8 protein-coding genes are annotated in these 12098 nt (G+C 69.8%); 1 reads left to right on the top strand and 7 read right to left on the bottom strand.

Annotated features, from left to right (window positions below; genetic code table 11):
• Positions 1–52: 52 nt before the first annotated feature.
• Both secA and ACZ6O0_RS14855 read right to left on the bottom strand, forming a co-directional pair.
• Positions 53–2980 carry a preprotein translocase subunit SecA gene (secA, locus tag ACZ6O0_RS14860; protein ID WP_465765408.1) on the bottom strand — a complete coding sequence of 976 codons (2928 nt, stop codon included), beginning with the start codon at positions 2978–2980 and terminating at the stop codon, positions 53–55.
• 182 nt (positions 2981–3162) lie between these two features.
• Positions 3163–4416 (bottom strand): winged helix-turn-helix domain-containing protein, encoded by a 1254-nt coding sequence (locus ACZ6O0_RS14855; RefSeq protein ID WP_465765407.1) that lies wholly within the window; start codon positions 4414–4416, stop codon positions 3163–3165.
• Between the two features lie 105 nt (positions 4417–4521).
• Between ACZ6O0_RS14855 and ACZ6O0_RS14850 the strand changes: the two genes are divergently transcribed.
• Complete coding sequence (locus ACZ6O0_RS14850; protein WP_465765406.1) at positions 4522–5334, top strand: S1 family peptidase; 813 nt, start codon at positions 4522–4524, stop codon at positions 5332–5334.
• Positions 5335–5378: 44 nt separating this feature from the next.
• Here the strand turns inward: ACZ6O0_RS14850 and ACZ6O0_RS14845 are convergent, their stop codons facing one another.
• The 5 genes from ACZ6O0_RS14845 to mtrB form a co-directional block, all read right to left on the bottom strand.
• On the bottom strand, positions 5379–6725 hold the full coding sequence (locus ACZ6O0_RS14845) for a ferredoxin reductase family protein (RefSeq protein ID WP_465765405.1): 1347 nt from the start codon (positions 6723–6725) through the stop codon (positions 5379–5381).
• Positions 6726–6884: 159 nt separating this feature from the next.
• The gene (gene hpf / locus ACZ6O0_RS14840; protein WP_465765404.1) at positions 6885–7505 is read right to left on the bottom strand and encodes a ribosome hibernation-promoting factor, HPF/YfiA family; all 621 of its coding nucleotides are present in this window, start codon (positions 7503–7505) and stop codon (positions 6885–6887) included.
• 250 nt (positions 7506–7755) lie between these two features.
• Complete coding sequence (locus tag ACZ6O0_RS14835) at positions 7756–8244, bottom strand: ComF family protein (RefSeq protein WP_465765403.1); 489 nt, start codon at positions 8242–8244, stop codon at positions 7756–7758.
• A 340-nt stretch (positions 8245–8584) separates the two neighbouring features.
• A complete protein-coding gene (locus ACZ6O0_RS14830) occupies positions 8585–10360 on the bottom strand; it encodes an LpqB family beta-propeller domain-containing protein (protein ID WP_465765402.1) in 1776 nt (591 codons plus the stop codon).
• The gene (mtrB, locus tag ACZ6O0_RS14825) at positions 10357–12033 is read right to left on the bottom strand and encodes an MtrAB system histidine kinase MtrB (protein ID WP_465765401.1); all 1677 of its coding nucleotides are present in this window, start codon (positions 12031–12033) and stop codon (positions 10357–10359) included. The genes ACZ6O0_RS14830 and mtrB overlap by 4 nt, the downstream gene beginning before the upstream one ends.
• Positions 12034–12098: the final 65 nt, after the last annotated feature.

Here is a 12098-nt window from a genome sequence, read left to right as displayed (position 1 = left end):
CCCACCACGGGCACGCCCAGGCCGAACGTCTCCGTCAGCCACACGGCTCGGCTCAGAACTTGTAGACGTCCGAAGCCGGGTCACCGTGGCAGCGCTTGTACTTCTTGCCCGAGCCACACGGGCAGGCGGCGTTGCGCGGGGTGCCCGCATACTGCAGCGCGCCCTCCTCGACGGCCTCCTGGCGAACCGCGACCTCGTCGTCACCGTCGATGGTCGGGGCCGAGTACGACAGGCGCTGCGGACGGCTGTCGCCGGTCAGCCCCTTGGCCCGCAACCGCGGGGTGTCCCGCGGGCGCACCTCGTCCTGGACCCGGCCCGGGAACTCCGCCACCGGCGCACCGGGGGTCAGGATGTCCTCGATCCGGCGGCCCTCGAGGCCTTCGCCCTCCAGGTCGATGTTCACCGCCGCGTCCGCCTCGGCGGCGAGCTCCATCTCGGCGCGCATCGCCTCGACGTCCACCTCGACGTTGAAGATGAAGGCGACCGACTCCTCCTTGATCGACTCCATCATCGCGGCGAACATGTCGTAGCCCTCGCGCTGGTACTCGACCAGGGGGTCGCGCTGCGCCATCGCGCGCAGGCCGATGCCCTCGCGCAGGTAGTCCATCTCGTACAGGTGCTCGCGCCACTTGCGGTCCAGCACGCTCAGGACGACCCGACGCTCGAGCTCACGCATCGCGTCCTCACCGAGCAGTTCCTCGCGCCGCTCGTACGCCGCCTTGGCGTCCTCGATGAACCGCTCGACCAGGAAGTCCTGGGTCAGGCCGGCCTTCTCGCCGCCGGCCTCCTCGATCAGCTCTTCCTCGGTCAGCTCGGTCGAGTACAGCGTCTTCATCGCGGTGAACAGCGCGTCCAGGTCCCAGTCCTCGGCGAACCCGTCCGCGGTCGCGCCCTGCACGTACCCGGTGACGGTCTCGTCGAGCATGTCCTGCACCTGGTCGCGCAGGTCCGCGCCCTCGAGCACCCGGCGGCGCTCGTCGTACACGACGTGCCGCTGCCGGTTCATCACGTCGTCGTACTTGAGGATGTTCTTCCGGGTCTCGAAGTTCTGCGCCTCGACCTGCGACTGGGCCGACGCGATCGCCTTGGTGACGACCTTGTTCTCCAGCGGCTGGCTGTCGTCGTTGTTGCGCGACATCGCCCAGTCGACCATCTCGCGCTTGAACAGCCGCATCAGGTCGTCCTCGAGCGACAGGTAGAAGCGGGACTTGCCCGGGTCACCCTGCCGGCCGGAGCGGCCACGGAGCTGGTTGTCGATCCGCCGGGACTCGTGCCGCTCGGTGCCGAGCACGTACAGACCGCCGGCCTCGCGGACCTCGACCTGCTCGTCCTTGACCTGCTTCTCGAACTGCTCGAGCGCCTTCGGGTACTCCGCCTCGTACTCGTCCGGGGTCTCCGCCGGGTCCAGGCCACGGGCCCGCAGGTCTTTGTCGGCCAGGTGCTCCGGGTTGCCGCCCAGGATGATGTCGGTACCACGGCCGGCCATGTTGGTGGCCACGGTGACCGCGCCCTTGCGGCCGGCCTCCGCGACGATCGCCGCCTCCCGGGCGTGCTGCTTCGCGTTCAGCACCTCGTGCGCGATGTTCTCCTTGCGCAGCTGGGCCGAGAGCCGCTCGGACTTCTCCACGCTGGTCGTGCCGACCAGGATCGGCTGACCGGTCTGGTGCACCTCGACGATGTCCTTGACCACCGCGTCGAACTTGGCATCCTCGGTGCGGAAGATCAGGTCCCGCTCGTCGCTGCGGACCATCGGCTTGTTGGTCGGGATCGGCACCACGCCGAGGTTGTAGATCTTGGAGAACTCCGCCGCCTCGGTCATCGCCGTACCGGTCATGCCGGCCAGCTTGTCGTAGAGGCGGAAGTAGTTCTGCAGCGTGATCGTCGCGAGGGTCTGGTACTCCTCCTTGATCTCGACGTCTTCCTTGGCCTCGATCGCCTGGTGGAGTCCCTCGTTGTAGCGGCGGCCGTGCAGCGTGCGGCCGGTGTGCTCGTCGACGATCAGCACCTCGTTGTCGACGACCACGTAGTCCTTGTCGCGGCGGAACAGGTCCTTCGCCTTCAGCGCGTTGTTCAGGTAGCTGATCAGCGGGGTGTTGGCCGACTCGTACAGGTTGTCGATGCCGAGCCGGTCCTCGACCTTCTCGATCCCGCGCTCGAGGATCGCGACGGTGCGCTTCTTCTCGTCCACCTCGTAGTCGGCCACCGGACGCTGGTCCTCGGGCACCTTGTCGTCGGCGATCCGCGGCTTCAGCGTGTTCGCGATCCGGGCCATCTCGACGTACCAGCGCTGGGAGTCCTCGGCCGGGCCGGAGATGATCAGCGGGGTCCGGGCCTCGTCGACCAGGATCGAGTCCACCTCGTCCACGATCGCGTAGTTGTGGTCGCGCTGGACGCAGTCCTCGATGCTGCCCGCCATGTTGTCGCGCAGGTAGTCGAAGCCGAACTCGTTGTTGGTGCCGTAGGTGATGTCCTTGCTGTAGGCGATCCGCCGCTCGGCGGGCGACATCTCCGGCAGGATCACGCCGTAGTCGAGGCCGAGGAAGTGGTACACCCGGCCCATCCACTCGGCCTGGAACTTGGCCAGGTAGTCGTTCACCGTGACCACGTGCACGCCGCGGCCGGACAACGCGTTCAGGTACGTCGGCAGCGTACCGACGAGCGTCTTGCCCTCACCGGTCTTCATCTCGGCGATGTTGCCCAGGTGCAGCGCGGCGCCACCCATGATCTGGACGTCGTAGTGCCGCTGGTGCAAGGTCCGCTTGGCGGCCTCCCGGACCACCGCGAAGGCCTCCGGCAGCAGCGCGTCGAGCGACTCCCCGTTCTCGTGACGCTGTTTGAACTCCGCGGTCTGACCACGGAGCTCCTCGTCGGACATGCCGACGAAGTCGTCCTCGATCGAGTTGACCATCTTCGCGATGCCCTGGAGCTGACGCAGGATCTTGCCCTCGCCGATCCGCAGGACCTTGTCGATCACCTTCATGGTGGGGAGTTCTCTCCTTGCTGCTGAGCCTGGAAGCGGGCGACGCCTAAGAGCACGTTCCACCCTCGGGCAGGCGCGCGACACCCATGGTACGGGGCTGGGTGCGCCAAGCCACGCCGGATGCGTGCCGCCGGGCTTATCGGACCCACGTTCAGGCGGGCCGGAAAGTTCCCGCTGCTCCGTCAGAAACCTCGGAGGGCGTCACTGAGCGCAGGCGACAGGTCACCGCCCCCGGCCACCCGGACCTGGTCGAGCCCGAGCCAGCCGGCCAGCTGGACCAGCTCGGCGGCCAGCTCGTCCGCGGTCTCCACCGGGGCCTTCGGCTCCGCGTGCGCCGATTGGACCAGCAGCACGCCCGCCGTCCGGTCCGCCTTGAGGTCCACCCGGGCGACCAGCCGGTCCCCGAGCAGGAAGGGGAGGACGTAGTACCCGTAGAGGCGCTTCTCGGCCGGGACGTAGATCTCGATGCGGTACCGGAAATCGAACAGGACCTCGGTGCGGGTGCGCTCGAAGACCAGCGAGTCGAACGGGCTGACCAGGGCCCGCGCGTTCACCCGCCGCGGCAGCCGCGCGTCCCGGTGCAGGTACGCCGGCCGCTTCCACCCGTCGATCCGGACCGGGAGCAGCTCGCCCTCCTCGACCAGCTCCGCGATCGCCTGCGCGGTCGGCTCCGGCGACGTCCGGAAGTAGTCCTTCAGGCACTGCGCGGTCGCCACCCCGTGCGCCCTGGCCGCGATCGACACCAGCCCTCGGTGTGCCTCGGCCACGGACGGCGTCGGTGTCGCCAGGACGGCGGGCGGCAGCACCCGCTCGGGAACGTCGTACATCCGCTCGAACTGCTGGTTACGCCGGGCGACCGTGATCTCCCCGGCGAAGAACAGGAACTCGAGGGCACGCTTCACGTCGGACCAGTTCCAGCCCCAGTTGGTCCGGTCCCGCTCGACGTCGTCGTCGATCTCGCGGGCGGTCAGCGGACCGTGGTCGCGGACGTCGGCGAGCACCTGCTTGACCAGGTCCGGCCGCTGCGCGGCGATCGACCGCGGGCCGCCCCAGGCCTCGGTCGTCGCGCGGGCCATCCGCCAGCGCATCAACGGGTGCGTCTCGACCGGGATCAGGGACGCCTCGTGCGCCCAGTACTCCACCAGGCGCCGCGGCGCCTTGCCCGACGCGCGGTCCAGGAGGTCGCGCGGGTAGGGCCCGAGCCGCGAGTACAACGGCAGGTACTGCGCCCGGCTCAGCACGTTGACGGAGTCGATCTGGATCAGCCCGATCCGGCCGAGCACGCGAGCCAATGCCCGCGCGTCCGGCACGCCCTTCGGCCGGGGATCCATGAACCCCTGCGCCGCCAGCGCCACCCGCCGAGCCTGAGCCGTCGACAACACCTGCGTAGTCACGCATCGAATTCTGCCGGGCGCCTCCGACAGAAACCCGGCCATAACCCGGGAGTTACCGCAAGTGGGAGGTGCGCTACGGAGGGTGTTCAAGGGACGCTGCGAGGAGGTCACGCCGCCCGTGTGGCCCCTATCAACCTGGAGTGAGGCATGACAGGAAGAAAGCAGTTGGTCCGGGCCGCCCTGGCGGCCGGCGTACTGACCGCGGCGTCCCTCGGTGCGGTGGCGGTGGCCGGCTCCGCGTCGGCCGCGCAGTCGCCGGACGGACCCAAGACCCGGATCGTCGGCGGCACCGTCGCCCACACCGCGGACACCCCCTGGGCTATCGCCCTCAACAACAGCGGCTCCCCCTCGCCAAGCGGTCAGTGGTGTGGCTCGACGCTGGTCGCGGCCGACAAGATCGTCACCGCCGCGCATTGCGCCCAGGAGGCGGCCGGCACCTACACAGCGATCCAGGGCCGGGACGTGCTCACGGACTCAGGTGGCCAGGAGTCCAAGATCAGCAGCATCTGGGTGGACCCCGAGTACGGCAAGCAGCCCGGTCACGACGTCGCCGTGATGACGCTGGCCACGCCGTTCGACGGCGTACCGACGCTGGCGCTCGAGACGGACAAGGCCGCCGACGCGGCCGGAGCGGCGTCGGTCGTCTACGGCTGGGGCTCGACGGAGGGCACCGGACCGGAGGACACCTTCCAGAAGGTCGACGTACCGGTCCTCGGCGACGCCTACTGCGAGCAGGCGTACGCGAGCGAGGGCTACACCGCGGACGGCGAGATCTGCGCCGGCTACGAGGACGGCGGCAAGGACTCCTGCCAGGGTGACTCCGGCGGTCCGCTCGTCCTGAACGGCCGCCTGTTCGGCGTCGTCTCGTGGGGCGTCGGCTGCGCGGACGCGGGCAGCCCGGGCGTCTACGCCGAGGTCGCCACCTACGCTGCCGAGCTCCAGTCCCAGATCGGCGGGTAGAAGCCGTCACGTGGGGCCCGGGCGAGGCAGCCCGGGCCCCACGGTCAGACAGCGCCGAAGCGCTCGGTGTGGATCCGCCGGAGTGGTACGCCGAGACCGGACAGGTCCCGGCTGACCGCGCTGACCATCGGCTGCGGGCCGCAGACGAAGTACTCCAGACGCTGCGGGCGGCGTGGCAACTCACGGGACAGGAAGCTCCTGGTGATCCGCCCGGTCGCCCCCTGCCAGCCAGGATGCGGGCGACTGAGCACCTCGACCACCCTGAGGTTGAGCCGGGTGCGCAGCGCGGTGATCTCGGGCCGGAGCATCAGCTCGTCCTCGGTGCGCGCCGCGACGATCAGCCGGTGCCGCCGGCGGTCTTCGCGATCGGCCAGGGTGCGGAGCATGCTCAGCAGCGGGGTGATGCCGACGCCCGCCGCGATCAGCACGAATCCCGGTGCGTCCTCGCGCCCCTCGATCGTGAACCCGCCGTACGGGCCGTCCAGGAAGACCCGGCGCCCCGGCCGGAGCGCGCCGAGCAACTCGGTGAAGTCGCCGAGCGCCTTGATGGTGAACTCCATTCGCTCGGGGTGTTCCGCGGTCGACGCGATGCTGAACGGATGCTCCTCGAAGACGAACGGCGTCGAGCCGATCTTGAGCCAGACGAACTGACCGGCGTCGAACCGCAGACCGGCATGACCGTCGGCCTGGATCACCAGCGTCACGCCGTCGCCCGGCACGGCCCGCACCGACACCACGACGTACGCGTGCTTGCGGGACCGGATCGGCAGCCAGATCCAGCGGCGCGCGGCCAGACCCGCCACCAGCAGCCCGCTGCCGACGAACCACGCGGCCAGCAGCGGATGTGAGACGAGGTGCCGCAGCCACCAGACGTGCAGCCAGGCGGCGACCAGGACGATCGCCACCAGCCCGTTGTGGACCAGCCGCCAGCCCTCGTACCGCGGCTGGCGGCGGGGACGGCGCAGCGCGAGGACGACGACCAGGACCAGCGCGATCGTCGAGGTGACCGCCGCGCGCGCCGCCCAGGTGGTGTGCGCGAGATCGAGGATCGACAGTCCCCGCGGATCCACGAACAGCACCGCGACCAGGTGAACGATCACCAGCACGACCGCGATCAGCGCGATCAATCGGTGCACCGCCAGCACGGTCTCGATCCCGAAGGCCGCGATCAGCCAGGACAACCGGGCCGGAAGGACGACCGCCACGACCAGCGCGGAGAAGCCGACCAGGCCGGCGCTGAGGACCACAGCCGCGCCCGGATTGGCGTCCGGTGGCCCGATCACCCCCCACGTGAGGAAGAGCGGAACCAGCAGGACCGCGGCGTACCAGAGGAACCAGGCGAGGCGGGACAGCGGGCCATGTACGCGCTCGGAGATTCGGTGGCGGGACATGACGCTGGAAAACTACGCCGCCGGGCACGCGGGGGGAACACACGTGCTGAGGTATGACAAGACTGTCATCGCGGCGGGGAAAGACCGAGGGGCCGGGCTCTGCGGCCCGGCCCCTGCTGTTGCGCTCCTCCCAAGATCACACTGTTCGGCCGGGCAGGCTCAGACGGCCAGCCGGATGACGCCGTAGTCGTAGCCGCGGCGGCGGTACACCACGCTGGGCTGGTTCTCGTCGGCGTCGACGAACAGATAGAAGTCGTGTCCGACCAGCTCGAGCTCGTAGAGCGCCTGGTCCAGGGACATCGGCTTGGCGGTGTGGGTCTTCTCGCGCATCACCAGCGGGCCATCGCCGGTGACCGTGAGCGATCCGACTTTGTACGTCGCCACCTTGTCCTCGGCGACTGTCTCCTCCAGAGCGGTGTTCTCCACTGGTTGCTTCGCGTTCACGTGCCGCAGGCCTTCCGGCGAACGCTCACCCCGGTGCACCCGGCGCCGGTCGGCCGCCTTGCGGACCTGGGCCCGGAGCCGGTCCAGGCAGACGTCGAACGCCGCCTGCTTGGTCTCACCGCACGCTTCGGCGCGGACCACCGGACCCTTGGTGTACATGGTGAGCTCGACACGCATCGCCCGATCGTGCTGTCGCGGGTTCTTCTCCTGGCTGACTTCCACCTCGCACCGCAGTACTCGGTGATCGACCTTCTCGATTCGCTCGAGTTTTTCCTCGACGTACTGCCGGAAGCGGTCACTGACCTCGCAGTGATGACCCTTGACAACGACGTCCACGGAAACCTCCATCGATCGGCGACTCTTTGTTACGTCTCCGCACCCCCGTCAGAGCTGAAAACTGACTCCTTCTCGCTGTGTCGGTTGCGGTTGGGGCGCCCGAAACGAAGACACCCGCGGTCGAGCCGGTCGGAGCTCGTGGTGAGGATTCCGGCTGATCCGGCCCTGCACCACATCACTGCCCGACAAGCCCCTGCGGGTGTCATGGGCCAACGCTAGTCGGCTTCGGCGAAAACCGGTAGGGAAGTTCTCATGAACCAGACGCCGAGAACCGCCGGGTCGCGGCCAGCACGGCGCAGCCGAGGACCGGAATTCCCCCGTTTTCCAAGGCGCGGCACGCCTCCGCGAGCGTGGAACCGGTGGTGATCACGTCGTCGACCAGCAGGACCGGCTGAGCCGTCAGCGTTTCAGCCCAGCGCGAACGAAGCCCGAAAGCCCCGTCCAGGTTGGCCGTACGGCGTTCCGCGGACAGGCCGGCCTGGTCGTCGGGACGCCGGACGACCCGCAACGCGTCGGCGATCCGGGCCTCGATCCCCTGCCTGCGCAGCGATCGGACCGCGGCCTTGGTGATACGCCGCAACGGGTCGTGCCCGCGCTGCCGGACGGTCGCCGGCGCCGACGGAACCGGGCACAACCAGGCGCCCCGGCGGTCCCCCAGGGCGCCCACCACAGCGGTTGCGAGGACACCGCCGAGCGGCCGGGCCAGGGCGTACCGGGCGTGCTCCTTGTGGGCGATCACGAGCCGCCGCAGCTCATCGGCGTACGGCGCACTCGCGGTCGGCGGAGGCAGTCCGGGGGGCCTCGGGTCGGGCCAGGCACGGAACGGAGTCAGACCCGTCAGTAGCTTCCGGCAACAACTACAGAGAGTGACACCCGGGCGCTCGCAGCCCGCGCAGCGACCGCCCAGGACGAGATCCACGAACGCGTCCCGGGCCGGCACCGCACCCACGATCGGCGTACCGACCGGTCGTCCGCAACCGCCGGACCACCGACCTGTGGAAAACCCGGCCGGTGGACCCCCGCCCGTGGAACCCCGGCCTGTGGAACCCGGTCCTCGGCCCCGGGTAGACCGGAACTCGTCAGCCCGGGTAGACCGGAACGAGGGGCGGGTCCTTCTCGTCGGCGTCCATCGGCGTCCACAGCAGGTCGCGGCTGAGCCAGTGCACCCTGCCTTCGACGTCCTCGATGACCGGCAGGGTGTCCTTGTTCGGGTTGGACGCGACGGTCTTGGCGATGAACCCGGGCGGTGAACCGGGCAGCAGCTGCAGCCGGGAGCCGTCGGAGTTGACCAGCCACGGCAGCCGGGTCGGGTTGTTGCCCGTGATGCTCTGGCCGACGACCAGGATGCCCTGCTTGTTCCAGGCCGCGTCGGTGATGTTGGTGAGCTGCAGCCGGAGCTGGCGGAACTGCCCGAGCACCAGCTGCTTGCCGCTGCTGGCGGACTGGACCGCTCCGGTCTGCACGTAGTTCTGCCCGGTCGACTTGGACTTCATCACCATCAGGGCCCGGACCCCGTCCGGCGCCATCTTGAGCACCACCGGGGAATCGCCGTGGAAGCTGGTCTTCACCGTGCTGACGTCGCCGTCGCGGTTGCGGACCCGGAGCCGGGGCTCGGCACTGTCGGCCTTGTCCAGGATCCAGAGGTTGTCCTGGTTGTCGTAGGTCGGTGGCAGCACCCGGCCGTCGACCGGGATCGGCTTGACCGCGTCGGCCTTGTCGGTCGCGTCCAGCTTGGCGTACGCGACCACCTCGTCGCCGGCCTTGGTGGTGGTGACGATCGCACCGGCGTCACCGTGCAGGTTCACCGCGAACGAGTCGGCGTCGTACTGGTACAGCTGGCTGGAGTTCAGCGGCTGGGCGGCGATCTCCGACGATCCGTCCAGACCGACGATCCGCTGCACCTTCTTCGACTTCAGGCCGTACAGGTCGGTCAGCGCGCCGGCGGGGACGGACGGGTCGTACTGGCTGAAGTTCGAGAACGGGAGCACGTCGGGGTCGTCCGGCAGCAGCGGTGCGCCGCCGACGGTGATCTTGACCCGGAGACTGATCTGGTTGAGCGTCCAGACGATCTGCGCCGCGAGCAGCCGCCGGTCCTGCTCCCGGAGTGTCCCGGCGGTGTCGTTGAGCGCCACCGTCGCGACACCGAACTCGACCGGCACGGACACCTGGACCTCAGTGCCCGGCGGCGCCAGCGAGACCGCGCCGCCGCCCAGCCGGCTGGTCGGGCCCTTCAGCAGCTCCTGGATCAGCTGGGTCGCGGCCTGCCCGGAGGACAGGTTCAGCGGCAGGTAGACCGGGTCGGGGACGAGCATGTCGTGGGACTGCGTGAAGAAGTACAGGTCCCGCGGGGCGAGTTTGAGGTCCACCTGGTTGCTGCCGAGGTAGGCCCCGGGCGGCGCCGACGCGACCCGCAACTGCCCGTTCACCTTGGCGAGCTTGAAGACGAAGTCGGCCTTGGCGTTCGTCGCGGCCGGGATCCACTCGCCGCGGTCGTTGATGGTGGCGATCTTCAGGGCCGTCAGCTTGATCCCGCCGGCCTGCCGGGAGAGCCCGTCGGGCTGCTGGTCGTACACCACGGTCTGCGACTCCGGCTTCCACGCCGCCGCGGCTTCCGGCGTCATGTACTGCCGGGCGACGTCGTACGCCTGCGAGTCCGACATGGCCTCCAGGAACCCGCTCACGACCTGCATGTCGTTGAGGTTGTCCTTCGGGGGCTTGGCCTCCACACCGACGCCGCCGAGCTCCGGGGCCAGGCCCTGGCGGCTGCCGCTGCGGATGGTGCCCTTGGTCGGCACCGTCGCGCAGCCGGCCAGGAGCAGCACGGCCAGCAGGAGCGCGAACAGCTTCCGCCTCACCGGTCGTCACCCCCGCTCAGCTTCTGGTACGGCGCTCCCACGTCGACCAGCTCCGTGACGACCCGGCTCGCGTCGGCCGGGCGGGCCGGCAACGGCGATCCGGTCAGCGGGATGTCGGGCCGGCGCGGCAGGGTCAGCCGGAAGTACGCGCCCTCGCCCGGTGAGCCCCAGGCGTCCAGCCGGCCGCCGTGCAGCCGGGCGTCCTCCAGCGCGATGGACAGGCCGAGGCCGGTCCCGCCGGTGGTCCGGGCCCGGGCGGGGTCGGCCCGCCAGAACCGGCTGAACACCATCTCGGCCTCCTCGGCCCGGAAGCCGACGCCGTGGTCGCGGACGGCCACCGCCGCCGCGTCCTCGTCGTGCGCCGTGCTGATCCGGATCGGCTGGCCCTCGCTGTGCTCGATGGCGTTGCCGATCAGGTTGCGCAGGATGCGCTCGATCCGGCGCGAGTCCACCTGGGCCCGGCACGGATCCGGCATGTCCAGCTCGACCGGACAGCCCTTGCGCTGCAACAGGGTCTCGTGGTTCTCCAGGACGCGGCCGACGATGTCGCGCAGGTCGACGTCCTCCAGGTCGAGGGCGGCCGCGCCGGCGTCGAACCGGCTGATCTCCAGCAGGTCGGCGAGCAGCTCCTCGAACCGGTTGAGCTCGTTCTGCAGGAGCTCCACCGAGCGGCGGCTGATCGGGTCGAACTGGTCGCGGCTCTCGTGCAGCAGATCGGCGGCCATCCGGACCGTGGTCAGCGGCGTCCGCAGCTCGTGCGAGACGTCGGAGACGAACCGGCGCTGCAGCCGGGACAGCTCCTCCAGCCGCCGGATCTGCCGCTGCAGGTTGCTCGCCATCTTGTTGAACGAGACCGCCAGCCGGGCCAGGTCGTCGGTGCCGCGGACCTGCATCCGCTCCTCGAGCTTGCCGGCCGCCAGCCGCTCCGCGATCCGCCGCGCCATCCGGACCGGGGTGACGACCTGCCGGGTGACCAGCCAGGCCACCGCGCCGAGCAGCACGATCAGCAGCAGTCCCGCGGTCACCAGGGCGCGCTGGACGACGTCGAGCGTCTCCTGCTGCGCGGTGAGCGGGAAGAGGAAGTAGACGGCGTAGCGCTCGTTGGTGGAGTTGATCCGGAGCTGGGAGCCGATCACCAGGCCGGGGACGCTGGGCCCGTCGCGGTAGTTGATCTGGGTGTAGGTGTCGTACAGCTTGGAGTCGTCGCTGGTCACCGAGGACGCCAGCGGCTGCGGGATCGAGTCGCTGTCGACCAGGCCGGTGTAGCGGATCGCGTTGGAGTTCGAGCTGTCGGTCGGCACCAGCAGGACGTCGTACAGACCCGGGCGGTTGGAGCCGAGGACCAGCTCGGACAGCTGCTGGTTGATCTTGTTGCGGTCGGCGGCGTTGATCGTGTTGGACAGCTGGGTGAGCTGGGCGACCGCCTCCGCCTGCGCGCTGGTACGGCGGGATTCGAGCACGCCGTCGGTGACCTGGCTCATCATCACCCAGCCGACGAGCAGCAGGACGAGGGTCGACATCAGCAGAGTGCCGGTGACGATCCGGGCCTGGATGGACCGGCGCCAGAGATCCGGCCAGTGCCGGGGGTGGGTCCGCCAGAGCGGCTGTGGGTAGGCAGGCCAGTCCGCCGCGGCGGCGGTCAGCTCCAGCTCCGTCCCACGGGACTCGGCCACCTCCTGCTCGGGAGGGGCCTGCGGCTGCTGCTCCGGACCCGGTGTGGCCGGAGCTTCGACGACAG

Source organism: Kribbella sp. NPDC048837, assembly GCF_055586945.1.
The sequence above is the reverse complement of the archived record's forward strand: the minus strand, read 5'-3'. Positions and strand labels throughout refer to the sequence as shown.